This is a genomic window from Serratia sp. 3ACOL1 (genome assembly GCF_003668775.1).
In the GTDB taxonomy this organism is placed as follows: domain Bacteria; phylum Pseudomonadota; class Gammaproteobacteria; order Enterobacterales; family Enterobacteriaceae; genus Chania; species Chania fonticola.
Genome location: NZ_CP033055.1, coordinates 4,050,129 through 4,073,579, shown reverse-complemented (window position 1 = coordinate 4,073,579; position 23,451 = coordinate 4,050,129). Strand labels below are relative to the sequence as shown.

The following is a 23,451-nucleotide window of genomic DNA, read 5'->3' as shown; positions in this document are numbered from 1 at the left end:
GCGATCGTCCCCTCATCCAAGGTGAATCACTAAAATTTCAGAGATACTCGATCGTCCCTTCATCCAAGGTGAGTCACTGCAATTTCAAGCACTCTCGATCGGTTCCCTCTCCCTGGGGAGAGGGTTAGGGTGAGGGGGGCTAACACAGCAGTTAAACCACGCGGATATGCGTTTCCTGGGGTGATGCGGCGGCCTTGCGTACCGCACTGAGCGCCTTCTCCGGCGTACGCAGAAAGGTGTTTATGCCGATCTGCACGCAGCGGTGGTGCTCAAAACGCTCGCTTTCCGCCAGCAGGATGTCGCTGATCAACAGCACCACGTCGGCCTGCGCCAGATCGTCCGCCGTCAGCGAGTTTTCAATCCCCAGAGCACCCTGGGTTTCTACTTTGACCGGCCATTTCTCTTGCGCGCACAGTTTTTCCAGCCGCTCGGCAGCCATGTAGGTATGGGCGACCCCGCTGATACAGGCCGTTACCGCTACGAGTTTTATCGTCATACCTGCCTCTCTATCTTCTGTTCAACCGCCAATGATCACCCGGTAACCTGCCTGTTGCGCCATCGCCTGCAAGGGAGCGATCTGCTGCTCTGTTGGGGCCGCTACCCCGCGCATGGCATATTCGCGCCCCAGCAGGGTATATTTCGCCTCGCCATACTGATGAAAAGGCAATAGGTGGATCTCTTGTAGCCCAAAAGGTGCCAGGAATACCAGCACCTGTGCCATGTTCTCCGTGCTCAAAGTGTAGCCGGGTATTAACGGCAGACGCGGGATCAGGTTAACTCCGCGCTGCACCAGCGCAGTAAAGTTTGCCAGTACCCGTGGCAGGTTGATGTTCAACTGATGTTTGGCGGAATCGGCATCCATGATTTTCAGATCGAACAGGATCTGATCGCAGTGTTCTGCCAGGGCCAGCACTTGGGCCTGTGAGGCATCTCCGGCCGTTTCGACGGCGGTATTGATGCCCAACGCCCGCAAGCGCTGCAACAGCTGGGTGGCAAACTCGGCCTGCATCAGCACTTCGCCCCCGGAAAGCGTTACCCCGCCGCCGGAGGTGCGATAAAACACCTCATCTTTCAGGATTTGCTGCAGCAGCGCATCGAGCGTGATGTTCTGCCCGATCAGTTCCATCGCTCCGCTTGGGCATTCCTGTGCGTCGTTCAGGCAGGGTTGGCAGCGCAGGCATTTGGCCTCGCGGCGTACGCGGTGGATCTTGCCCGACATCGACTCCGGGTTGGCACACCAAGGGCAGCTATGTGGGCAGCCTTTGAAAAACACCACGGTGCGGATGCCGTGGCCGTCGTTCAGCGAATAACGCTGAATATTGAAGATCCGGGCCTGCGGCTCTGCGGGTGTCGCCCGGGAAAACCCGGGCGTGATCAGGTTACAGTTGATGCGCTGTACGGCGGATGATGTCATCCTGGATCTCCTTCGACAGCTCCACGAAGAATGCGCTATAGCCGGCAACACGCACCACCAGCCCGGCGAAGTCCTGTGGCCTGGCCTGCGCTTCCTTCAGCGTTTCGGCATTCACCACGTTGAACTGCACGTGCTGTAGCTTGAGCTTGGTAAAGGCCCCGAGAAAATCAGCCAGCTTGTTCAGCCCTTGCTGGCCTTCCAGCGTGCTTGGGGTGAACTTCACGTTTAGCAGCGTACCGTTGGAGAGCAGGTAGTTATCCAGCTTGCTGACCGATTTCAGCACCGCCGTCGGCCCCTGGCCATCCTGGCCGAGCATCGGCGAAAGCCCGCCGTCCGCCAACTGTTCCCCCGCATAGCGCCCGTCTGGCGTGGCGCCCACCACCGCACCCAATGGCACGTGGGCAGAAACGGTATAAGAGCCTGGGGTAAATTGGCCGCCGCGCGGGTTACGGTACTGTTCCACCTCTTTGCAGTAAAAGCGCAGCAGATCGGCACTAATCAGGTCAACTTCGTCGATATCATTGCCGTATTTATCGAAGCGGTTGATTAACCGTGCGCGGATCTTTTCCCCTTCTGGCGTGGCGAAGTTGGCCTTCAGCGTGGCCAGCAGCTCATCAAAGCTCAGGCGCTGTTGATCGAACACCAGGCCTTTCAGGGCAAACAGCGAATCGCTCAGGTTGGCAATGCCGATGCCTTGTACCCCGGAGAAGTTGTAGCGTGCGCCGCCTTCGGTGATGTCTTTGCCGTGTTGCAGGCAGTCATCGATAAAGGAAGATAGCAGCGGCACCGGTGCCCAGTCGCGGTGGCCGATATCGCAGATGTTGCTGCCTTCGGCCATCAGCCGGACGTAATGGCGGATCTTTTCGCGAATGTGATCCAGCAACTGCGGATAGGTGAGGCTGGCGTTGCCTTCGTTATCCAGCAGCGTCAGCTCCATCACTTTCAGCAGGTTGAACATGGCAATGTCGTGCAGGCCGTAGGTGCGCCCAGGGATCGACAGTTCAACACAGCCCACCACGGCATAATCACGTGCATCTTCCAGTGAGACGCCACGGTTCAGGAATGCTGGCACTACTACTTCATCGTTAAAGATTTGCGGAATACCGGTGCCGAGGCGGATGGTCTCGGCGGTTTTCAGCAGGAATGGTCGATCGATAAACTCATTGACCCGCACGCCCAGGTTCGGCTGTGGCAGGCGGATATTGTGGTAGGCATCCAGGCACAGGAACGACAGCACGTTGACTGCGCTGCGGCCGGTTTCCGTCAGGCCACCCAGCAAGATGGTGTAGCCGGTAGGGAAACCCGCAAAATAGCGGGCGCTGGAAGTAGAGCGCAGCAGCACGATGTCGTTGCATTTCACCCACAGGCTTTCCAGCAGCTCCTTGAGGAAGGCCGGATCCTGCCCCTGATTGAGGGAGGCTTGATAAAACGGCAGCATGTATTGATCGAAGCGGCCCAGCGACAGCGAGCTGGCGTTGGATTCATACTGCAAAATGATGTTCATATACCAGAACAGCTGGCACGCCTGGTAGAAATCCTGCGGCTTGTGGTGGGCGTTGTGGCTTGAGATCTCTGCGATGCGCAGCAGCTCGGCGCGGCGAGTCTCATCGCTGCATTGCTCCGCCATTTGGCGTGCCAGGCTGGCATAGCGCAGGATATGGCGCTGTGAGGCTTGTAACAGCAACAAAGCTGCGGCATAGAATGCGTTATCTGGCTGCTGCTCGACATGGCTTTGCAGTTCGGTTAGCAGATTATCCAGGCCGTTATTCAGCAGGCGTGGGTAATCGATGATGATATGCCCCTGGCCCTTGTCCGTCTGGTTGACGCTGAAAATCTGGGTCTGGGTGGCGGTTTTAACCTCCTCTGACATCTGGCCGTTGATGAAATCCTTCATCGAACGTTTTTCCCAGTAGGGGTAAAGCTGTTCGCGGTACACCTGTTTGTCCGCTTCGGAAATGGCAAAGCGATCCTGTGGACGAGTAGGGAAAGCATCCAGCTCTTTCAACAGCCAGTAAGGGTCCATCTCTGGCGATACGATCCCGGCACGCGGCTTCACCGTACGGTTACCGGCAATCAGCTCATCTTCCCGCAGGGTGATCGCTACGTGATCGAGAATATAGGCGGTTGCCTTGGCACGGCGGATGATGGTCGGTTCTCCCTCGGTCTGCCGGTGGCTGGCGGTATAGAGTAGTGCGCGTTCGAGTGAAATTTCGCGCGGGGCGGAGAACAAGGCGGCTTTTAGACGTTCGATCCGGGAGAGCATCACATTTTCCTTTTGTGCGGTAATGGGGGCGGGAAAACCCGGCACGGCGTGCCGGGCTGGCTGTGCGGTTAGGCCTTTTGCGCTAAGTGGGCGGCAATTTTCTCCATGATGGCATCGGCGCGTTTTACCGCGTCGCTGATGGCCACGCGTACCACGGTTTTCCCTTTAAAGCGTTCTTCAAACTTGATGCCGATATCCTTGGTCAGGATCACCACGTCGGCGGCGGCCACGTCTTCGGCCGTCAGTTCGTTTTCCAGGCCGATGGAGCCCTGGGTTTCAACTTTGCACTGCCAGCCTTGGGCTTTGGCGGAACGTTCGATGGCTTCGGCAGCCATGTAGGTATGGGCAACGCCAGATGGGCAAGCGGTTACAGCGATAATCATAGTCATGGAAAACTCCTCAAAATGGTATGCGTGTCTTGCAAGCTCCACTGTGATTAGCGGCAGCTTGCAGGCGTATTTATTCAGTTAATTTCGAAATCCAAGTCCAGATCATCCTGGGCGACTTTAGTAGCCTGTTTCTTGGCGGCAAAGCTTTTCAGCAGGTTAACCAGCAGGGCGGTGACCACCATGCCCACCAGCAGAGCGGCTACGTAACCCAGCTTGCCTTCAACTACCGGCAGCACAATCAGACCACCCCAACCGGCGTAGCACTGTGCACCCACCAATGCGGCGGTCACGGCGGCGCAGGCAGAACCAATCATGATGGAGGGGATAACACGCAGTGGATCGGCAGCGGCGAACGGGATAGCCCCTTCGGTAACGCCGACGCAGCCCATCAGCAGCGCGGCTTTACCCGCTTCGCGCTCTTCCAGGGTGTAGTATTTACGGCCAATCAGCGTGGCGAATCCCAGGCCAAGCGGCGGGGTGGCGATGGCAACGGCCGCGATGGCGACCACCGAGTACACGCCCTGAGCGACGCAGATCAGCATAAAGGCGTAGGCCACCTTGTTAACCGGGCCGCCCATGTCAAACGCCAACATCAGGCCCATGATGATGGCCAGCACTACGATGCTGCCCTGCTGCATACCTTGCAGCCAGTGGGTCAGGCCGTTGGTCAGCGCGCCAACCGGTTCACCCAGGCCCCACATCATGATGCCTGCGGTAAGCAGGGTGCCGATGATTGGGATCACGAAGATCGGCATCACCGAGCGCAGGATCTTCGGTACCGGGATCTTCTTGAGATAGAACACAATAATGCCGCCCAGCAGGCCAGCGATGATCGCCCCGAAGAAACCAGCCCCGAAGGATGCGCCCACCCAGGCCCCAATCGCAGAAGGAGCCAGCGCGGAGCGATCCGAGATGGAGTAGCCGATATAGGCCGCCAGGAAAGGCACCATCAACGTCAATCCGGCCACGCCGATATCGAACAGTTTTTTCAAGTTAGGGTCCGTCACCGCGTCGGGTACCGCCCCTTTGCCATACAGCATCACGGAGATGGCCAGCAAAATGCCGCCGGCGACCACAAACGGGGTCATATGGGAGACGCCGGTCATCAAGTGCTGGCGTGTGTTTCTTAGAATATTGAGTAGCTCTTTCATCGTTCACTCCCTGGCCGCAACCAGCGTGCTTCTGAGATAAAACCACCGGGGAATGACCCCTGATGGATAAAGGTTGTTGGCTATCACAATAGGCATCTGGCGGTACTATCAACAGTGGATAAAATTGCCATTTACTGGATTTTTGTATTGTCAGGAGAAAAGTGCGATCTAACTCAAAGTGTGCGACAGAATAAACCGGGCTTGTGGAAACGGGCTTTGTGAGCGGCATCGCATTTATGCCGTCAGGATACATTTGTCCAGTGTTTGACATTTTTATCCGATAGCCCTGGGCCGCGCTGCGCTTTTATCCTTGTGGCAAACCGGTGTTGTTCACCGCTGCTTGTGGTATGAGGAAAGAGTGATGGCGAAAATAGTGACGTTTACCTGCGTGCTGCCCAACGGGATGCATGCCCGCCCAGCCAGCCATATCGAAACCCTGTGCAACGGTTTCCGTTCCCGCTTTGAATGGCACAACTCGCGTAGCGGCCTGCGTGGCGACGGCAAAAGCGTGTTGTCACTGATTGGTACCGATACTTTGCTGGGCGATGAGTGTCGCATCACCATCGAAGGGGAAGATGAACAGGCGGCGTTTGAGCGCCTGAGCCAGTTTATCCAACATGAATTCCCGCATTGCGACGAAGCGCTGCCACAGGTGGATGACCAGGCAGAGCAGGAGCCTATCCCGCAGTCTCTGGCTAACCTGAACCCAACGCTGGTGCGCGCTCGCTCCGTCAACCAAGGCACCGCCAATGGCAAACTGGTGCATCTGGCTCGGGTGGATTTAAACGCCCTGACGTTACCGCCTACGCAATCTGTTGAACAGGAGCAGCAGCAGTTGGCCGAAGGGTTGACGCGCTTTGGCAAGGCGCTGGATCTGCAACTGATGGGCGGTAACGGCACTACTACGGCGGTGCTGGAAGCGCATCGCTCCTTGCTACGTGACGGCGCATTCCGCCAACACCTGCTAGATGGCGTGCTGGCAGGGGAAAGCTGTGCTGCCGCCATTGTGGCCACCGCAGCCCACTTCAGCCAGCAGCTGGCACAGTCTGCCAGTGCCTATCTGCGCGAGCGCGAACTGGATATTCGTGATGTCAGCTTCCAACTATTACAGCAAATTTATGGCGAGCAGTGCTTCCCGGCGCAGCAGGCGCTAAGTGTAGACAGCATTTGCATCACCGATGAGCTGACCCCGAGCCAATTCCTGGAGCTGGACAAGCGTTATTTGAAAGGCCTGATGCTGGGCAGCGGCGGTAGTACCTCGCATACGGTGATCCTGGCGCGCTCCTTTAACATCCCAACCCTGGTTGGCGTCGATGCCGCCTCAATGTTGCCGTATTTGAATCAATCGGTGCAGATCGACGGCGATCTTGGGCTGGTGGCCTGTGATCTCAGCGAGCCGGTTCGTCGTTACTATCAGCAGGAGCAGTGGCTGAGCGAGCAGATCCGCAGTCAACAAAGCGCCTATCTCGATCAACCGGGGCGTACGGCCGACGGCGTGCGGATGGAAGTTGCCGCCAATATCGCCCACGCGGTAGAAGCAGAGGCGGCCTTCAGTAACGGTGCGGAGGCAGTGGGTTTGTTCCGTACCGAAATGCTGTATATGGATCGCCTGACAGCACCTTCCGAAGATGAGCTTTACAACATTTACTGCCAGGCGGTGGAAGCCGCAGCAGGCAAGACGATCATCGTGCGTACCATGGATATCGGCGGTGACAAGCCGGTGGATTATCTAAACATCCCGGCCGAAAACAACCCGTTCCTCGGTTACCGGGCGGTGCGTATCTATCAGGAGTTTCTGCCGCTATTTCGTACCCAGTTGCGCTCGATCCTGCGCGCTTCGGCACACGGTCCGCTGAAGATCATGATCCCGATGATCTCCTCGATGGAAGAGATCCTGTGGGTGAAAGATCAACTGGCCGAAGTGAAGCAATCGTTGCGTGCCGGGCAGATCCCGTTCGACGAAAAAATCCCGCTCGGCATCATGCTAGAAGTGCCTTCGGTGCTGTTTATCATCGACCAGTGCTGTGAGGAGATCGACTTCTTCAGTATCGGCAGCAACGATCTGACGCAGTACCTGCTGGCGGTGGATCGTGATAATGCCAAGGTCATCAAACACTACAACAGCCTGAACCCGGCGTTCCTGCGTGGGTTGGATCATGCAGTGCGGGAAGTGCACCGCCACGGTAAATGGATCGGCCTGTGTGGAGAGCTGGGGGCGAAAGGTTCGGTGCTGCCGTTGCTGGTAGGGATGGGGCTGGATGAGATCAGCATGAGCGCGCCTTCCATTGCCGCCACCAAAACCCGCCTGGCCAAGTTGGATAGCCGCGAATGCCGTTTACTGCTCAACCGGGCCATGGCCTGCCGTACGTCGCTGGAAGTGGAGCACCTGTTGGCCCAGTTCCGCATGGAGCAAAGTGATGCGCCGCTGATCACGCCGGAATGCATTGCCCTGGGGGCCGATTGGCGCAGCAAAGAAGAGGTTATCAAAGGGATGGCGGATAACCTGCTGCTGGCCGGGCGTTGCCGTTACCCACGTAATCTTGCCGCCGATTTGTGGGCGCGTGAGGCGGTATTCTCCACCGGGCTGGGCTTCGGCTTTGCCATTCCGCATACCAAATCTGAACATATTGAACAGTCCACCATCAGCGTGGCCAAGCTGGCACAGCCGGTCGTCTGGGGCGATGAAGAGGCGCAGTTCGTGATTATGCTGACCCTTAATAAACATGCCGCCGGGGACCAGCATATGCGTATTTTCTCCAAGCTGGCGCGGCGCATCATGCATGAAGGTTTCCGTGACGCACTGGTGAACGCAGTGTCTGCCCAACAGGTAGAAGCGTTACTGAAACAAGAGCTTGAACTGTAATCCATTTTTGGGCGCTGCGGCGCCCTTCATTTTTAGCCTTGAGGAGCAACTATGGAACTCTATCTGGATACTGCCGACATCAATGCGGTGAAACGCCTGGCACGTGTGTTGCCGCTGCAAGGGGTGACAACTAACCCGAGCATTGTGGCTGCGTCACGCACGTCGCTATGGGAAGTGCTGCCTGCTTTACGCGATATCATCGGTGGCGAAGGCAAATTGTTTGCCCAAGTGATGGCGGCCACGGCCGAGCAGATGGTTGAAGAGGCGGTCATGCTTCACCAGCGCGTTCCTGGCCTGGTGGTGAAAGTGCCGGTGACTGGTGAAGGGTTAGCGGCGATCAACATCCTGAGCGGCTTGGCTATTCCAACGTTAGGGACGGCGGTGTATGGGGCGGCACAGGGGCTGCTTTCTGCCTTGGCAGGGGCGAAGTATGTGGCACCTTATGTCAACCGCGTGGATGCTCAGGGCGGCAATGGCATTACTACCGTACAGGAGTTACAGCACTTGTTAGAACTGCACGCTCCGCAGGCCAAGGTACTGGCTGCCAGCTTCAAGACTCCGCGTCAGGCGCTGGAGTGCTTGTTGGCAGGTTGTGAAGCTATTACCTTACCGGTCGATGTCGCAGAGCAGTTTATCAGCGCCCCGGCGGTGCAGGCGGCGGTAGAAAAATTCGAGCACGATTGGCACGGTGCGTTTGGCACTTTGTCACTGAGCTAAGATAAGACGCCCCTCACCCTAACCCTCTCCCACAGGGAGAGGGGACCGAAAGTGCCTCTATTTGATTAGGGTATTCGTCCTCGACATCAATCCTGCCACAGATTAACTCTTGTACCTGAACGCAGCACCGAACTGGCTCCCTCTCCCCGAACCCGTGTCCAAGAAGCCTCTGATCTTTACATCGGGAGAGGGTTGGGGTGAGGGGAGATTGGTGACAAGCATCAGGGGCACTTGCTGCCCCTGAAACTGCTGATATTCCTCACCCAACTTGGCATGTAGGGGCGCTGTATGCTGCGCCCATCTATTTCACACCATGCTGGCTGAACCAGGCTAACATGCGCTGCCATCCGTCGGCAGAAGCCTCCGCGTTATAGCTTGGCCGGTAATCGGCGTGGAAAGCGTGGCCCGCTTCTGGATACACCACGATTTCCGCATCGGCATTGGCCGCACGGATCGCCTTGCGCATGGTTTCCACCGTTTCCTGCGGAATGCTGCCATCCTGGCCACCGTATAGCCCAAGCACCGGCGCCGAAAGATCGGTCGCGATATCAACCGGATGCTTCGGCGAATTCAAGGTTTTCTCCCCCACCAGCTTGCCGTACCAGGCCACTGCCGCTTTCAGCTGCGGATTATGCGCCGCATATAACCAGGTGATGCGGCCGCCCCAGCAGAAACCGGTGATCGCCAACCTGCTGGCGTCGCCGCCGTGGCGCGTTGCCCAGTGCGCAGCGTGATCCAGATCCGCCAATACTTGGCTGTCTGGTACCTTGCTGACCAACTTTTGCATCAGCTCGCTGATTTCGCTGTACTCTCTGGCATCGCCCTGGCGGAAATAGAGTTCTGGAGCGATGGCCAGATAACCCTGCTTCGCCAGGCGGCGGCACAGATCCTGAATATGTTCATGCACGCCAAAGATTTCCTGCACCACCAGCACAATTGGGAACGGCCCTTGGTGATGGGCCGGTTTGGCGATATAGGCTGGCAGATCGTCCCCCTGCGAAGGGATGGTGGTTTCCCCCACATGAATATCCTGATCGTCGGTCAGAATGGTTGAGGTGGCCAACGGTGCGACGGCCGGGGTAAATCCCCCTTTGGCCTGTTTTAACGTCATTTGTTGTTCTGTTTTCATTGATTGCAGGCTCCATGCGTTAGAGAAAAAGCGCGGCAGTTAACTATAGGCAGATTAGCGCTTATTAGCACCGCATGGCGAATTTTCGCGCAGGATAGCAATGGCTGCTCAGGTAGCAAATTGGTATAAACTGAGTGGAGATTAAGCGTGCTAGGGTTTTTTGTGTGATTTAAATCACAAAAATAATGTAGATGAATTTCTGTTTCTTTATTCAAAGTGATGATCATCACGAAATTTAATGACGATTGTCAGTAGAATCTCTGTTTGTTCCTCCCAAAAACCGTATCCATGAGGAGTCTCCCATGTCTCAGTCTGACGTTTTCCACCTCGGTCTCACTAAAAACGATCTGCAAGGCGCTACATTGGCCATCGTCCCTGGCGATCCGCAGCGTGTTGAGAAAATTGCCAAGCTGATGGAAAACCCGGTTCACCTGGCTTCCCACCGTGAATTTACCTCTTGGCGTGCAGAGCTGGATGGCAAGGCAGTGATCGTGTGCTCAACCGGTATCGGTGGCCCGTCTACCTCTATTGCCGTTGAAGAGTTGGCTCAGTTGGGCATCCGTACCTTCCTGCGTATCGGCACGACCGGTGCCATTCAGGCCAATATCAACGTGGGCGATGTGCTGGTGACAACTGCAGCTGTGCGCCTCGACGGTGCCAGCTTGCACTTTGCCCCAATGGAATTCCCGGCAGTGGCGGACTTTGCCTGTACCACTGCGCTGGTTGAAGCCGCCAAGGCCTGCGGTGCTACCACGCATATCGGCGTAACCGCCTCTTCCGATACCTTCTACCCAGGCCAGGAGCGTTACGACACCTATTCCGGCCGTGTAGTCAGCCGCTTTAAGGGCTCGATGGAAGAGTGGCAGTCAATGGGCGTGATGAACTATGAAATGGAATCCGCCACCCTGCTGACCATGTGCGCCAGCCAGGGCCTGCGTGCGGGAATGGTTGCCGGTGTGATCGTTAACCGCACCCAGCAAGAGATCCCGAATGCGGAAACCATGAAGAAGACCGAAAGCCAAGCGGTGCAAATCGTCGTCGAGGCAGCTCGCCGTCTGCTGTAATCCAAATCCTCGTTAAAAGCGGGCCGTTTGACGGCCCGTTTCTCCTTCTGTTACGGTTATCCTCCTCTGCGTCATGCTGCTGGCCTTCTGTTGTCTGTGTTTGCCGATTGCCGGCTGATGTGGCGGCATATCCCGAGACAATCAATGTAAGGACGTCTTATGACCGCTCAGATCCTGCTCCATCCTTCACTTGCGCCGTTAGACGGTGGCATCAACTTCCGCGATTTAGGCGGCAACAGCGTGGCCGATGGTCGCCGTATTAAACGCGGGCTGCTGTTTCGTTCCGGTGCACTGGATCGGTTGAGCGAAAACGACTGCAGCTACCTGGCTCAGATGCCAATGCGTTCGGTGCTGGATTACCGCGACTTCGACGAAGTGCAGGCCAAACCTGACGTGCTATGGTCGGGAGCCGACTATTACCACGTGCCGGCCAATCCGCTCAGCAGCGAAGTGAATGCCAACCTTGAAAAACTCACCGACGAAACGCTGGCCAAGTTTGATGCCCGGGTCTTTATGCTGGAGCTGTACCGCCGCCTGCCGTTCAATAACGCCGCCTATCGCCAACTGGCGCAACTGCTGGCTCAGCCTGAAGGCGGTGCGATTGTGCAGCACTGTGCGGTAGGCAAAGATCGTACCGGCGTTGGTTCGGCGATGGTGCTGCTGGCGCTGGGCGCGGATGAGGCTACGGTAATGGAAGACTATCTGCTGACGGAAACCACGTTGGCGAGCTATCGTGAACACATGCTGGAGCAGATCTCCAGCCGCCTGAACGATGCTTCGGTGGCGCAGTTTGCCTATGTACTCAGTGCACGTGAAGAGTTCCTGGCGACTGCGTTGGGTTGCATTCATGAGCAATATGGTTCCACCAACCGTTGGTTGGAGGCCGAATATGGGCTGGGGCAAAGCCAGCTCGAGACGTTGCAGGCGCTCTATCTGGAATAACGGCGCCATGTTTAACCGGAGTTTAGCCAGTGAGGTAGGGTACTGCGTATCCTTGAGGCCGGATCCGTTCTCAAAAGGAGCAGGCTATGAACCTCAATGACGTGATTAACTGGGTTAGCGAAACAGTGCGCCAGCATGAAGCCTGGGCGATCCCGATCGTCTTCTTCCTGGCGTTTGGCGAGTCGCTGACCTTCCTCTCGTTGTTGTTGCCTGCCACGGTTATTCTGCTGGGGCTGGGGGCGTTGATTGGCGAGAGCGGCATTGCCTTCTGGCCGATTTGGGCTGCCGCCGCTGCTGGTGCCTTCTTTGGTGACTGGCTCTCCTATTGGGTCGGTTATCACTATCAGGGGCGTGTCGCTCATATGTGGCCGCTGTCACGCAATCCACAGCTGTTGGTGCGTGGTCATGCGTTTTTTGAGCGCTGGGGCGTGCTGGGTATCTTCTTTGGGCGCTTCTTCGGACCGTTGCGCGCCGTAGTGCCGCTGGTGGGGGGCATCTGCGCCATGCCGCAAACCGCATTCCAGATTGCCAATGTGGCCTCGGCAATGGTCTGGGCCTTCGGCATCCTGGCACCAGGCGCCTTTGGTATCAAATGGTTTACCCAGTGGATGGCATGAACCGGCGCCTTGCCAATAACCTCGTATTTTAATTATTCAGCGTCACAGTGAGAATTCGATCACGAATTTATCCTTATCTGACGCTTTTTAATTCCCTTATTTTTTTAACAGTGTTACTTTCCCAATAAGTGGATTGTTACTGTGAATAAACAGGCAAAACCCAAACCCGTTGACGAACCAATGTCATGGGTTTGGGTTTTTTTTCGCCCTTATTTTGGCAAATGATCTGCCGATGATTAAAAAAATTAACCTATAGACGTTATTTTGTTCACTAAGGAAAAATTAATGAAAATTAAAACCTGGTTACTGGCCTCCGTACTTGCCGTTTCCTCTGCTGCGGCCTTCAACGTAACTGCCGCGCAAAGCGACAGCGTCGATATCTATTTTGCTCGCCACGGTAAAACGCTGCTCAATACCTACGATCGCGTGCAGGGCTGGGCTGACTCACCGCTGACACCGGCCGGGATCGAAACCGCGCGCTATCTGGGTGCCGGGTTGAAGGGGATCCCTTTCGATAGCTTCTACACCAGCGACGCTGGCCGCCAGCGTGAAACGATGCAGGTGATCCTCAAGGAAATGGGTAAGTCGGACGCCAAGGTCACGGAACTGACCGACCTGCGCGAAATGTTCTTCGGCGGTTTTGAAGGGCGCGCTAACGCAGAAATGGCCGACGCTGCTGCCAAGAAGCTGGGCCTGGCCTCTGGTGGCGAGATGTTCAAGCAAATGGGCGAAGGCAAGATCAGCCTGATCCCGATGGTGGATGCCATCACGCAAAGCGATGATAAGCAAGAGGCGGAAAGTGCGCTGCAGGTCAAAACCCGTATGCAACAAGCCTTGCATACCATGGTGCAGAATGCCGTAAAGAATGGGGATAAAAACATCCTGGCGGTCTCTTCCGGGCTCTCGATGCAGATGATGATTTCTGATATGACCGATAACCCGAACAAAAATAAGCCACTGACTAATGCGGCAGTCGTCAAGATGACTTATAAAGACGGAAAATATACCGTAACCGATATTGGCGATATGACTTATGTCGCTAAAGGGAAAGCGTTACTAAATAAAGCACCTTGATTATTACGCAATAAAAATAACTCACCCTTTTGGCTTGGGGATATTATCTGAGGCGATAGCATATCGCCTCGGCAGGGATTTTCTATACCTTTTTCGGGGATAACAATAATGAAACGTTCTGCTTTAAGCTGTCTGGTCGCTATTTCGCTATTCTCCACCGTGGCCCAGGCCAGCGTTGATGACGTCCTGAATTCGCCCTTTTTCAGCGACAGCCATGCTGAACTGTCGCTGAAAAACTACTGGAAGTATCTCAAGGAAGATGCAGCCAACCCAAAAGAGGTGCATAACGCCTGGGGGCAAGGGTTGGCACTGGGCTATCAGTCCGGCTATCTGGCGGACTTTATCGGCGTGAACTTCGATTACTACAGTGCGGTAAAGCTGGGTGCCAGCGATTACTTCAATACACGTGGGGTGTTGTATAACAACGGCCCAGGCAACAACAAAGAGAATGCTGCTGGCTACAGCAAGGTGGGCCAACGCTATATCAAGCTGAAAGGCGACGTGGGCGGCGCGGCGCTGAATGCGCAGGCGGGCTGGCAGGTATTGCGTAACTACGGCGTGATTTCCACCTCCACTCGCCTGTCGCCTACGACTTACCTGGGTTGGTCCGGTGGCGTGTCCGGTGCCGGGCTCTCTTTGCGCGGCGCGTATGTTGAACGTTCTATGGATCGTAACTCCCCTGACAGCCTGCGTTTGCAGACCAACGATGGCCGCTATATCAACCATCTCGCCAGCGCTGAGCTGGGCTATGAGAATAAGCAATTCAATGGGCAACTGGCCTATGGGGAATCTCAGGACTATTTACGCCGCCAGATCCTACGCGTGGGTTACAAAGCCAATGAAAAACTCAGCCTCGGCAGCCAGATTTACACCACTCAGGCGCTGGACGAGTACAAACAGATGGCGCTGAGCAAGCGCAACTTCGATCATAACGCCAACCATTTTGCGCTGGATGCCAAATGGCAGGAGCCGCTGTGGAGCGTCAAGGTCGGCATCGCCCATACGCGAGCACCGAAGGGGGACGGTCAGCTTGGCTTCTATCCCCGACATATGTCCAAAAACTCACGCGGTACCTTTACCTCCATGGCTTATGCCGGTGAAGACTACATGCGCGATGGCGAAACCATGCTGGCCACCATGGCCGAATACCGCATCACGCCTGAGTTTACTGCCGGGCTGGCGGGCAACGTGGGCCAGTTCAGCTATCAAGGTGCCGCGGTGCGTACCGGTGAGATCAACGTCTTTGGCCGCTGGGCTCCCTCCCATCCCAAGCTGAAAAACCTGACGGTATTCGCCATGGCCGGGCCGGGCTGGTCTTATAAGAACAGCAATAAAACGCCGATACTGGTGGATGGGCATTCCCAGCTCTCCCACTCACTGTCCGGCGAGTTTATCGCCGAATATCGCTTCAAACTGTTTTAACCCGCCTTATCTGCACGGTAATGCCTTGGTTACCGTGCTCACTTCCACATAAAAACAGACTGGACATCCATACAGGCTCCCTTTAACGTGACAGGCAATGGGCGCAATACGCGCCGCAAGCGCATGCATGTATGACAGGAGGCAGGGTGGATACCAGTCTGATTTACGGTATTGGTGGTGTGGCGATAGGTTTACTGCTGGGGTGGCTGATCGCCAGCCTGCGTGCGCAGCAGCACGGTGCGCAACATGAAACCGACCTGCGTCTGCTGGAGCAGTCTTTACAGCAGGCGCAGCTTGAAACGGCCTCCCGCCAAGAGACGCTGCAAAGCCACGAACAACGGCTACGGCAAAACGATCTGGAACTGCGCACCCTGCACAGCCAACTGGCCGCCGGGCAGGAGAGACTGCAACAGCTCAACCATTGGCGCAATGAATGTGAATTGCTGAACCAGGAGCTACGGGCACAGCGTGAAGTCAACAGCGCTCAGGAAGCCGAACTGCGTGAGGTGACGATCCGCCTGGAAGAGACCCGGATGGCCGCAGAAGAGAAACAGCGGCTGTTGATCAGCAGTGAACAACGTTTGACCACCCAGTTTGAGAACCTGGCCAACCGCATTTTCGAAAACAGCGGCCGCAAGGTGGATGAGCAAAATAAGCAAAGTCTGGATCGCCTGTTGCTGCCGTTACGCGAGCAGTTGGACGGTTTCCGCCGCCAGGTGCAGGATAGCTTTGGCCAGGAAGCACGCGAACGCCATACATTGACGCACGAAATCCGTAATCTGCAACAGTTGAATGCGCAAATGGCTCGCGAGGCACTCAACCTGACCAAGGCACTAAAAGGCGATAACAAAACCCAGGGTAACTGGGGCGAGGTGGTGCTGAGCCGCGTGTTGGAAGCCTCTGGCCTGCGCGAAGGGCATGAGTATGAGACACAGGTTAATGTGCGGCTGGATAGCCAAAGCCGTATGCAGCCAGACGTGATCGTACGTTTGCCACAGGGTAAAGACGTGGTGATCGACGCCAAAATGTCGCTGGTGGCCTATGAGCGTTATTTCAACAGTGAAGATGACTTCGAACGGGAAGCGGCGTTGACCGAGCATATCACTTCGCTGCGCGGGCACATTCGCGTGTTGGGCCGTAAGGATTATCAACAACTGCCTGGCCTGCGTTCGCTGGATTACGTGCTGATGTTTATCCCAGTGGAACCGGCCTTCCTGCTGGCCATCGATCGTGAGCCGGAGCTGATTAGTGAGGCATTGCAACATAACATCATGCTGGTCAGCCCAACCACCTTGCTGGTGGCACTGCGAACCATTACCAACCTGTGGCGCTATGAGCACCAAAGCCAGAACGCCCAACGGATCGCCGATCGCGCCGCCCGGCTGTATGACAAGATGCGCCTGTTCGTAGACGATATGTCGGCCCTGGGGCAGAGCCTGGATAGGGCGCAGGGCAGTTATCACCAGGCGATGAATAAACTGAGCGAAGGCCGTGGTAATCTTATCGGCCGCATTGAGGGCTTCCGCGCGCTTGGGGTTGAAATTAAACGCCCCATCAACCCGCTTTTGGCGCAGCAGGCATCGGAACAACAGGATGATGAGCTGCTCTCCGAGCCTGACGAGGATATCGCCTCGCTACCGGGGGAAGAGAACGATGATAGCAACGAAGAACCACATCGCGCATCGCACGGATGATGCCGTTGCAAGGTGGGGTATTACGCGGCTTTCTGGTACACTCCACGACACTAAATTGACTGAATGGCAGGCAGGACAATGGCAGATCAAGCGCAGGAAACCACCGATTTTGGCTTTCGTACCGTAGCAAGAGACGAGAAGCAGGCCATGGTGGCTAACGTTTTTCACTCGGTAGCGGCAAAATATGACGTGATGAACGACCTGATGTCGTTTGGTATCCATCGTATCTGGAAGCGTTTTACCATCGATTGCAGCGGCGTGCGCCGCGGCCAGCGTGTGCTGGATCTGGCCGGTGGTACTGGCGATCTGGCTGCCAAGTTCTCCCGCATGGTGGGTGAGCAGGGGCAGGTGGTGCTGGCGGATATCAACGATTCCATGCTCAAGATGGGGCGCGAAAAGCTGCGTGACCACGGCATTGTTGGCAATATCAGCTACGTGCAGGCCAACGCCGAAGCGCTGCCGTTCCCAGATAATTATTTTGACTGCATCACCATCTCCTTTGGCCTGCGCAACGTCACCGATAAAGACAAAGCGCTGCGTTCGATGTTCCGCGTGCTGAAACCGGGTGGCCGCCTGCTGGTGCTGGAATTTTCCAAGCCGCTGCTGGAGCCGCTGAGCAAGGCTTACGACGCCTATTCCTTCCACGTGCTGCCAAAAATTGGTGAGCTGGTGGTGAAAGATCCGGACAGCTACCGCTATCTGGCAGAATCGATCCGCATGCACCCCGATCAGGAAACCCTGAAGGGTATGATGGCTGCGGCCGGTTTCGAGAACGTCAACTACTTCAACCTGACCGGTGGCATCGTGGCGCTGCACCGGGGCTTCAAGTTCTGATATGGAAATGCCGATGCTGCTAACCCCGTTACTGACCGGCGTGCTCGAAACCTCGCTCAATAGCCTGCTGTTTCGCGATCGCAGCATGAAAGCTGCCCGCCAACGGCTGGCGGGTAAAGTGTTACGTATCGAGCTACAGGAACTCTCTTCGCCGTTGGTTCTGCTGTTCAGCGAACAGCGCGTGGATGTGCTCGGCCAATCAGAAGATAGTGCCGACTGTACGGTGCAAACCCGCGTACCGGTGCTGCTGAAATTGCGCGATCGTCAGCAACTTTCCCCGCTGATGCGTAGCGGCGAGCTGATTGTCGAAGGCGATATTCAGGTGGTGCAACAGCTGGTCGGTTTGCTCGATCTGGCAGAGTGGGATCCGGCGGAATGGCTGGCACCTTATGTGGGCGACATCGCCGCGCAAGGGGTTAGTCAGATCGTAGGTAAAGGTTTAGGCCTGCTGAAATCCGGTTTGCAGAGCCAGCAACGCTACGTGGCCGAAACGCTGACCGAAGAGTGGCGTATGGCTCCCGGCCCGCTTGAAGTGGTGTGGTTTAACGAAGAGGTTGATGCCACCGTTCGCAGTGTGGACGCACTGATTGCTCGTCTGGACAAGTTGGAGGGTAAGCGATGACCCCTGGCGAAATTTGCCGCCTGTATTTGATCGTGCGCGTTTTCCTGAGCTATGGACTGGATGAACTGATCCCCAAGATGCGCTTGACGCTGCCGCTGCGCATTGGCCGTCGCCTGCTGTTCTGGATGCCGAACCGCCATAAAAACCAGCCGTTGGGCGAACGCCTGCGCCTGGCGCTGCAAGAGCTGGGTCCGGTGTGGATCAAGTTCGGCCAGATGATGTCGACCCGCCGCGATCTGTTCCCACCCCATATTGCCGACCAACTGACGCTGTTGCAGGACCGAGTGGCACCGTTCGATGGTGCGCTGGCGCGTAAGCATATCGAGTTGGCGATGGGCGGCCCGCTGGAAACCTGGTTCGATGACTTTGACCAGCAGGCGCTGGCGTCGGCTTCGATTGCCCAGGTGCATACCGCCCGGTTGAAAACGACCGGCCAAGAAGTGGTGCTTAAGGTGATCCGCCCAGACATTGGGCCGATTATTAAAGCCGATGTGCGCCTGATGTATCGCCTGGCAGGCTGGGTACCCAAGCTGATGCCGGACGGTCGCCGTCTGCGCCCGCGCGAAGTGGTGCGTGAATATGAGAAAACCCTGCTCGATGAGCTGAACCTGCTGCGTGAAGCGGCCAACGCCATCCAACTGCGCCGTAACTTTGACGGTAGCCCGATGCTCTACGTGCCAGAGGTTTACTCCGATTACTGCCGTGAGAGCGTGTTGGTGATGGAGCGGATTTACGGCATCCCGGTGTCGGATATTGCGGCTCTGGAACAGCAGAACACCAATATGAAACTGCTGGCCGAGCGTGGCGTCCAGGTGTTCTTTACCCAGGTGTTCCGTGACAGCTTCTTCCATGCCGACATGCACCCAGGCAACATTTTCGTTAGCTATGAGCACCCGGAAGATCCGTGTTATATCGGCATCGACTGCGGTATCGTGGGTTCACTGAACAAAGACGACAAGCGCTATCTGGCGGAAAACTTTATCGCCTTCTTCAACCGCGACTACCGTAAGGTGGCGGAGCTGCACGTTGATTCTGGCTGGGTACCGCGTGATACCAACGTGGAAGATTTCGAGTTTGCCATCCGTACCGTCTGTGAGCCGATTTTTGAAAAACCGCTGGCGGAAATTTCGTTCGGCAACGTGCTGTTGAACCTGTTCAACACCGCACGCCGCTTCAATATGGAAGTGCAGCCGCAGCTGGTATTACTGCAAAAGACGCTGCTGTACGTTGAGGGCCTTGGCCGTCAGCTCTATCCGCAGCTGGATCTGTGGACCACGGCGAAGCCGTTCCTTGAAAGCTGGCTGCGGGATCAGGTAGGCATTCCGGCGGTGATCCGCGCGCTGAAAGAAAAAGCGCCGTTCTGGGCCGAGAAACTGCCGGAGTTACCTGAATTGTTTTATGACAGTCTGCAACAGCATAAACTGTTGCAACAAAGCGTCGATAAATTGACCGGTCAGATGCAGGCGCAACGCGTTCGGCAAGGTCAATCACGGTATTTGTTCGGGGTTGGCGCTACACTGTTAGTCAGTGGTACGATTTTACTGCTGGGAGGCGTAGAGGTGTTCCCTGCCTGGATGATGGCCGCAGGCGTAGTGGCCTGGGTCGTCGGTTGGAAACGCACCGTCTGAATAAATTAACCATCAGGTTAAGCGTTGTCGCTGCAGCTCTGCAAAAACGGGGCATATCCAACACAAAGATGAAGGGTATATAATGCGGCAGCTTGAAATAGACCCTTTTTTAAACCAGAGGTAAGTACAATGGGCGGTATTAGTATTTGGCAATTGTTGATCATCGCGGTGATCGTGGTGCTGCTGTTTGGTACCAACAAACTGCGTACGCTGGGTTCCGATCTCGGTGCATCAATCAAGGGCTTCAAAAAAGCGATTGGCGACGACAACAGCGCAGCGCCAACCAATACGACTGAAAAAACCAACCACGATGCAGACTTTGCGGCCAAGCCTATCACCGATAAGCAGCCGGAAGTGAAAGCAGCGGAAGAGTCGAAGAACAAAGAGCAGGTATAAACCGTGTTTGACATTGGGTTTGGTGAACTGCTGCTGGTACTGGTGATTGGCCTGGTGGTACTTGGGCCAGAACGGTTACCAGTGGCGGTCAGAACCGTTGCGGGCTGGATCCGAGCGCTGCGCTCTCTGGCAGCTTCGGTGCAGAATGAGCTGACACAGGAATTGAAGCTGCAAGAACTGCAGGAAAGCCTGAAGAAGGCAGAGAAAGCGGGCTTGCAGAATTTAACGCCGGAACTCAAAGCTTCAATGGATGAGCTGAAAGAGGCGGCTGAGTCGCTGAAACGTTCTTATCACGTCGATAAGGACGAGCCGCCGCATACCATTCACAATCCAGTGGTCACCGATCCTGAAGCCATTCACGACGGCGTGACTCCGGCGGAAGCGGCGACTACCGCTTCGGCACCTGTTGCCACACCGCAGCCCACCGAACCTGCGCCAGCCGTGCAAAGCGAGCCGGTGGTGCCCCCCGTGGCTCAGGCAACGGTCGTGGATCAGCAAATCCCTGCAAAGCAGGCCATCCCAGAGCCTGTGGCGGATAAATCCCCTGCGTCTCAACAACCTAGTGGCGAACGTTAAAACATGGCCGTTGAAGATACCCAACCGCTTATCAGTCATCTGATTGAACTGCGTAAGCGGCTGTTGAATTCGATCATCAGCGTGCTGGCGATCTTTATTGTGTTGGTGTTTTTCGCTAACGATATTTATCAGATCGTTTCTGCACCGCTGATCGATCAGTTGCCTGCTGGGGCGAGCATGATCGCCACCGACGTGGCTTCACCCTTCTTTGCTCCGATCAAGTTGACGATGATGGTTTCGGTGATCGTTGCCGCGCCTTTCATTCTCTATCAGGTCTGGGCCTTTATCGCTCCTGCGCTGTACCAGCATGAACGCCGCCTGATGATGCCGTTGCTGGTCTCCAGCAGCCTGTTGTTCTATCTGGGGATGGCGTTTGCCTACTTTGTCGTGTTCCCGCTGGCCTTTGGCTTTTTTGCCAAAACTGCACCCATCGGCGTCACGATTGCGACCGATATCAGCAACTACCTGAGTTTCGTCATGGCGCTGTTTATGGCGTTCGGCGTGGCTTTTGAAGTGCCGGTTGCCATTATTCTGCTGTGCTGGAGCGGTGTTACTACGCCAGATGACCTGCGTAAGAAACGCCCGTATGTGCTGGTTGGTGCTTTCGTGGTCGGCATGCTGTTGACGCCGCCAGACGTGTTCTCGCAAACCCTGTTGGCGATCCCGATGTACCTGCTGTTTGAGGTCGGGGTATTCTTCGCCCGTTTCTATGTCGGGAAGCGGCGCAAGCCGGTAGAGGAAGAAGAGGAAGGCGAAGAGCCACCAGCCTCCTGATACTCGTCTGTCCCTAAGCCGCCCATCGGGCGGCTTTTGCTTTGGAAAAACCATGTTTGATATTGGCGTCAACCTTACCAGCTCCCAATTTGCCAAAGATGCCACACAGGTGGTTGAGCGAGCCAAAACCGCAGGTGTAACGGGGATGCTGATCACCGGCACCAACGCACAGCAAAGCGAGGCGGCCAGTCACCTGGCCCGTGCGCATAGTGGCTATTGCTGGTCTACGGCTGGCGTGCATCCGCATGATGCCAGCAGTTGGAACGATGAGGTCGCACAGCACATTCACCGGTTGGCATCGCAGCCCTTCGTGGCAGCCATTGGCGAATGTGGGCTGGATTTTAACCGCAATTTTTCCACTCCGGCACAGCAGGAACTGGCTTTCAACGCTCAACTGGCATTGGCCGCCGAGCTCAATATGCCGGTATTCCTGCATTGTCGCGACGCACACGCACGTTTTGTTGCACTGCTGACCCCTTGGTTGGATAAACTGCCCGCCGCAGTCGTGCATTGCTTCACCGGAAGCGCCGAAGAGTTACAAGACTGCCTGGCGCTTGGGCTGTCGATCGGTATCACCGGTTGGGTTTGTGATGAGCGCCGGGGTCTGGAACTGCGTGCCTTGTTACCCCAAATCCCAGCCGATCGTCTGCTGCTGGAAACCGATGCCCCCTATTTGTTGCCCCGGGATTTACACCCGAAACCTGCATCTCGCCGCAACGAACCCTGTTTTCTGCCCCATATCATTCGGCAGGTTGCGACCTGGCGCGAAGAAGATCCCGCGTGGCTGGGCCAGAAAACTGATGAGAATGCCCGCCGGTTATTCCGGCTGGTCTGAGTTAGGAGAAAATTATGAGCTATGCATTTCCGGGCACCTTCCCTGGTCGCCGTATGCGCCGTGTGCGCCGTCATGACTTCAGCCGCCGTTTGGTCGCCGAGAATCAGGTAACGGTCAATGACCTGATCTACCCGGTCTTTGTTATGGAAGGCAGCAACCGCCAGGAAGCCGTTTCCTCGATGCCTGGCGTATCGCGCATGAGCATCGATCTGCTGATCAAAGAGGCAGAAGCCATTGCCAAGCTCGGCGTACCGGTGATCTCTCTGTTCCCGGTGATTGAGTCTGGCCTGAAGTCGCTACATGCCGAGGAAGCCTACAACCCGGATGGTTTGGTGCAGCGTACCGTGCGTGCGTTGAAAGATGCCGTGCCGGAGCTGGGGATCCTGACCGATGTAGCGCTCGACCCGTATACGACCCATGGGCAGGACGGCGTGATCGACGAGCATGGTTACGTGATCAACGACATCAGCAAAGAAATTCTGGTTCGCCAGGCGCTATCTCATGCAGAAGCCGGTGCCGAAATCGTGGCTCCCAGCGATATGATGGATGGCCGCATCGGCGCTATCCGCGATCAACTCGAGCTGCAAGGCCTGGTGAATACCCAGATCATGGCGTATTCCGCCAAATATGCCTCATGCTATTACGGCCCGTTCCGTGATGCGCTCGGCTCCACCGGTAACCTGAAAGGCGGCAACAAGAAAACCTATCAGATGGATCCGGCCAACGGCGACGAAGCCCTGCAAGAGATTGCTCAGGATCTGCAGGAAGGCGCGGATATGGTGATGGTGAAGCCGGGGATGCCGTATCTGGACGTGGTGCGTCGTGTCAAAGATACCTTCGGGGTGCCGACCTTCGCCTATCAGGTATCGGGCGAATATGCGATGCATATGGCGGCGATCCAGAACGGCTGGCTGCAGGAGCAACCGGCGGTGATGGAATCCTTGCTGTGCTTTAAGCGTGCCGGGGCTGATGGTGTGCTGACCTACTTCGCCAAGCGTGTTGCCCAGTGGCTGCATGATGATGCGATGCGCCGTTAATCGGTAGCAG

Annotated in this window: 22 protein-coding genes; 16 read left to right on the top strand and 6 right to left on the bottom strand. The window is 56.2% G+C overall.

Going from position 1 to position 23,451, the window contains the following annotated elements:
* Positions 1 to 151 precede the first annotated feature (151 nt).
* From D9980_RS18385 to D9980_RS18365, 5 genes are all read right to left on the bottom strand, one after another.
* Positions 152 to 496 (bottom strand): PTS fructose-like transporter subunit IIB, encoded by a 345-nt coding sequence (locus D9980_RS18385; protein ID WP_021807973.1) that lies wholly within the window; start codon positions 494 to 496, stop codon positions 152 to 154.
* Positions 497 to 517: 21 nt separating this feature from the next.
* The gene (locus D9980_RS18380; RefSeq protein ID WP_121608062.1) at positions 518 to 1,414 is read right to left on the bottom strand and encodes a [formate-C-acetyltransferase]-activating enzyme; all 897 of its coding nucleotides are present in this window, start codon (positions 1,412 to 1,414) and stop codon (positions 518 to 520) included.
* Positions 1,380 to 3,677: a formate C-acetyltransferase gene (locus tag D9980_RS18375; RefSeq protein ID WP_121608061.1), complete on the bottom strand. Its 2,298-nt coding sequence runs from the start codon at positions 3,675 to 3,677 to the stop codon at positions 1,380 to 1,382. The genes D9980_RS18380 and D9980_RS18375 overlap by 35 nt, the downstream gene beginning before the upstream one ends.
* 68 nt (positions 3,678 to 3,745) lie before the next feature.
* A complete protein-coding gene (locus D9980_RS18370) occupies positions 3,746 to 4,066 on the bottom strand; it encodes a PTS fructose-like transporter subunit IIB (protein WP_021181481.1) in 321 nt (106 codons plus the stop codon).
* A 74-nt stretch (positions 4,067 to 4,140) separates the two neighbouring features.
* Positions 4,141 to 5,217 (bottom strand): PTS fructose transporter subunit EIIC, encoded by a 1,077-nt coding sequence (locus D9980_RS18365; protein ID WP_121608060.1) that lies wholly within the window; start codon positions 5,215 to 5,217, stop codon positions 4,141 to 4,143.
* 361 nt (positions 5,218 to 5,578) lie between these two features.
* Here D9980_RS18365 and ptsP point away from each other — a divergent pair, with 361 nt between their 5' ends.
* Both ptsP and fsa read left to right on the top strand, forming a co-directional pair.
* Positions 5,579 to 8,080: a phosphoenolpyruvate--protein phosphotransferase gene (gene ptsP, locus D9980_RS18360; protein ID WP_121608059.1), complete on the top strand. Its 2,502-nt coding sequence runs from the start codon at positions 5,579 to 5,581 to the stop codon at positions 8,078 to 8,080.
* Positions 8,081 to 8,131: 51 nt separating this feature from the next.
* Positions 8,132 to 8,797: a fructose-6-phosphate aldolase gene (gene fsa / locus D9980_RS18355; protein WP_121608058.1), complete on the top strand. Its 666-nt coding sequence runs from the start codon at positions 8,132 to 8,134 to the stop codon at positions 8,795 to 8,797.
* 301 nt (positions 8,798 to 9,098) lie between these two features.
* Here the strand turns inward: fsa and D9980_RS18350 are convergent, their stop codons facing one another.
* Entirely contained in the window at positions 9,099 to 9,926 is an 828-nt protein-coding gene (locus D9980_RS18350; protein WP_024485455.1) for a dienelactone hydrolase family protein, read from the bottom strand.
* Between the two features lie 302 nt (positions 9,927 to 10,228).
* On the opposite strand from D9980_RS18350, the gene udp reads away from it, so the two are divergent.
* From udp to hemB, 14 genes are all read left to right on the top strand, one after another.
* Positions 10,229 to 10,990, top strand: a complete 762-nt coding sequence (gene udp, locus D9980_RS18345) for a uridine phosphorylase (RefSeq protein ID WP_024485456.1) — start codon at positions 10,229 to 10,231, stop codon at positions 10,988 to 10,990.
* Between the two features lie 159 nt (positions 10,991 to 11,149).
* Positions 11,150 to 11,932, top strand: coding sequence for a tyrosine-protein phosphatase (locus tag D9980_RS18340; protein WP_024485457.1), 783 nt, complete (start codon positions 11,150 to 11,152; stop codon positions 11,930 to 11,932).
* 86 nt (positions 11,933 to 12,018) lie between these two features.
* Positions 12,019 to 12,549: a DedA family protein gene (locus tag D9980_RS18335; protein WP_121608057.1), complete on the top strand. Its 531-nt coding sequence runs from the start codon at positions 12,019 to 12,021 to the stop codon at positions 12,547 to 12,549.
* Between the two features lie 291 nt (positions 12,550 to 12,840).
* Complete coding sequence (locus tag D9980_RS18330; protein ID WP_238393734.1) at positions 12,841 to 13,623, top strand: histidine phosphatase family protein; 783 nt, start codon at positions 12,841 to 12,843, stop codon at positions 13,621 to 13,623.
* A gap of 108 nt (positions 13,624 to 13,731) precedes the next feature.
* Positions 13,732 to 15,045 (top strand): OprD family outer membrane porin, encoded by a 1,314-nt coding sequence (locus D9980_RS18325; protein ID WP_121608055.1) that lies wholly within the window; start codon positions 13,732 to 13,734, stop codon positions 15,043 to 15,045.
* 146 nt (positions 15,046 to 15,191) lie between these two features.
* Positions 15,192 to 16,739 carry a DNA recombination protein RmuC gene (rmuC, locus tag D9980_RS18320; RefSeq protein WP_121608054.1) on the top strand — a complete coding sequence of 516 codons (1,548 nt, stop codon included), beginning with the start codon at positions 15,192 to 15,194 and terminating at the stop codon, positions 16,737 to 16,739.
* 78 nt (positions 16,740 to 16,817) lie between these two features.
* Complete coding sequence (gene ubiE / locus D9980_RS18315) at positions 16,818 to 17,573, top strand: bifunctional demethylmenaquinone methyltransferase/2-methoxy-6-polyprenyl-1,4-benzoquinol methylase UbiE (protein ID WP_021181470.1); 756 nt, start codon at positions 16,818 to 16,820, stop codon at positions 17,571 to 17,573.
* Between the two features lie 13 nt (positions 17,574 to 17,586).
* On the top strand, positions 17,587 to 18,195 hold the full coding sequence (locus tag D9980_RS18310; protein WP_024485462.1) for an SCP2 domain-containing protein: 609 nt from the start codon (positions 17,587 to 17,589) through the stop codon (positions 18,193 to 18,195).
* Entirely contained in the window at positions 18,192 to 19,823 is a 1,632-nt protein-coding gene (gene ubiB / locus D9980_RS18305; protein ID WP_024485463.1) for a ubiquinone biosynthesis regulatory protein kinase UbiB, read from the top strand. Before D9980_RS18310 ends, ubiB begins: the two co-directional genes overlap by 4 nt.
* Positions 19,824 to 19,952: 129 nt before the next feature.
* Complete coding sequence (gene tatA / locus D9980_RS18300) at positions 19,953 to 20,219, top strand: Sec-independent protein translocase subunit TatA (RefSeq protein ID WP_024485464.1); 267 nt, start codon at positions 19,953 to 19,955, stop codon at positions 20,217 to 20,219.
* A gap of 3 nt (positions 20,220 to 20,222) precedes the next feature.
* The gene (gene tatB, locus D9980_RS18295; protein ID WP_065685044.1) at positions 20,223 to 20,795 is read left to right on the top strand and encodes a Sec-independent protein translocase protein TatB; all 573 of its coding nucleotides are present in this window, start codon (positions 20,223 to 20,225) and stop codon (positions 20,793 to 20,795) included.
* A 3-nt stretch (positions 20,796 to 20,798) separates the two neighbouring features.
* Positions 20,799 to 21,569, top strand: a complete 771-nt coding sequence (tatC, locus tag D9980_RS18290) for a Sec-independent protein translocase subunit TatC (protein ID WP_121608053.1) — start codon at positions 20,799 to 20,801, stop codon at positions 21,567 to 21,569.
* A 52-nt stretch (positions 21,570 to 21,621) separates the two neighbouring features.
* Positions 21,622 to 22,404: a 3'-5' ssDNA/RNA exonuclease TatD gene (tatD, locus tag D9980_RS18285; protein ID WP_121608052.1), complete on the top strand. Its 783-nt coding sequence runs from the start codon at positions 21,622 to 21,624 to the stop codon at positions 22,402 to 22,404.
* Between the two features lie 14 nt (positions 22,405 to 22,418).
* On the top strand, positions 22,419 to 23,441 hold the full coding sequence (hemB, locus tag D9980_RS18280; RefSeq protein WP_024485468.1) for a porphobilinogen synthase: 1,023 nt from the start codon (positions 22,419 to 22,421) through the stop codon (positions 23,439 to 23,441).
* Positions 23,442 to 23,451 lie beyond the last annotated feature (10 nt).

What these genes read in the sequence shown, in the direction of transcription:
- tatC (WP_121608053.1), top strand. Translation starts at nt 20,799, where the DNA reads ATGGCCGTTGAAGATACCCAACCGCTTATCAGTCATCTGATTGAACTG.
- hemB (WP_024485468.1), top strand. Translation starts at nt 22,419, where the DNA reads ATGAGCTATGCATTTCCGGGCACCTTCCCTGGTCGCCGTATGCGCCGT.
- D9980_RS18385 (WP_021807973.1), bottom strand. Translation starts at nt 496, where the DNA reads ATGACGATAAAACTCGTAGCGGTAACGGCCTGTATCAGCGGGGTCGCC.
- D9980_RS18375 (WP_121608061.1), bottom strand. Translation starts at nt 3,677, where the DNA reads ATGCTCTCCCGGATCGAACGTCTAAAAGCCGCCTTGTTCTCCGCCCCG.
- D9980_RS18365 (WP_121608060.1), bottom strand. Translation starts at nt 5,217, where the DNA reads ATGAAAGAGCTACTCAATATTCTAAGAAACACACGCCAGCACTTGATG.
- D9980_RS18370 (WP_021181481.1), bottom strand. Translation starts at nt 4,066, where the DNA reads ATGACTATGATTATCGCTGTAACCGCTTGCCCATCTGGCGTTGCCCAT.
- udp (WP_024485456.1), top strand. Translation starts at nt 10,229, where the DNA reads ATGTCTCAGTCTGACGTTTTCCACCTCGGTCTCACTAAAAACGATCTG.
- ptsP (WP_121608059.1), top strand. Translation starts at nt 5,579, where the DNA reads ATGGCGAAAATAGTGACGTTTACCTGCGTGCTGCCCAACGGGATGCAT.
- ubiE (WP_021181470.1), top strand. Translation starts at nt 16,818, where the DNA reads ATGGCAGATCAAGCGCAGGAAACCACCGATTTTGGCTTTCGTACCGTA.
- D9980_RS18325 (WP_121608055.1), top strand. Translation starts at nt 13,732, where the DNA reads ATGAAACGTTCTGCTTTAAGCTGTCTGGTCGCTATTTCGCTATTCTCC.
- tatA (WP_024485464.1), top strand. Translation starts at nt 19,953, where the DNA reads ATGGGCGGTATTAGTATTTGGCAATTGTTGATCATCGCGGTGATCGTG.
- D9980_RS18340 (WP_024485457.1), top strand. Translation starts at nt 11,150, where the DNA reads ATGACCGCTCAGATCCTGCTCCATCCTTCACTTGCGCCGTTAGACGGT.
- D9980_RS18380 (WP_121608062.1), bottom strand. Translation starts at nt 1,414, where the DNA reads ATGACATCATCCGCCGTACAGCGCATCAACTGTAACCTGATCACGCCC.
- D9980_RS18335 (WP_121608057.1), top strand. Translation starts at nt 12,019, where the DNA reads ATGAACCTCAATGACGTGATTAACTGGGTTAGCGAAACAGTGCGCCAG.
- ubiB (WP_024485463.1), top strand. Translation starts at nt 18,192, where the DNA reads ATGACCCCTGGCGAAATTTGCCGCCTGTATTTGATCGTGCGCGTTTTC.
- D9980_RS18350 (WP_024485455.1), bottom strand. Translation starts at nt 9,926, where the DNA reads ATGAAAACAGAACAACAAATGACGTTAAAACAGGCCAAAGGGGGATTT.
- D9980_RS18310 (WP_024485462.1), top strand. Translation starts at nt 17,587, where the DNA reads ATGCTGCTAACCCCGTTACTGACCGGCGTGCTCGAAACCTCGCTCAAT.
- tatD (WP_121608052.1), top strand. Translation starts at nt 21,622, where the DNA reads ATGTTTGATATTGGCGTCAACCTTACCAGCTCCCAATTTGCCAAAGAT.
- fsa (WP_121608058.1), top strand. Translation starts at nt 8,132, where the DNA reads ATGGAACTCTATCTGGATACTGCCGACATCAATGCGGTGAAACGCCTG.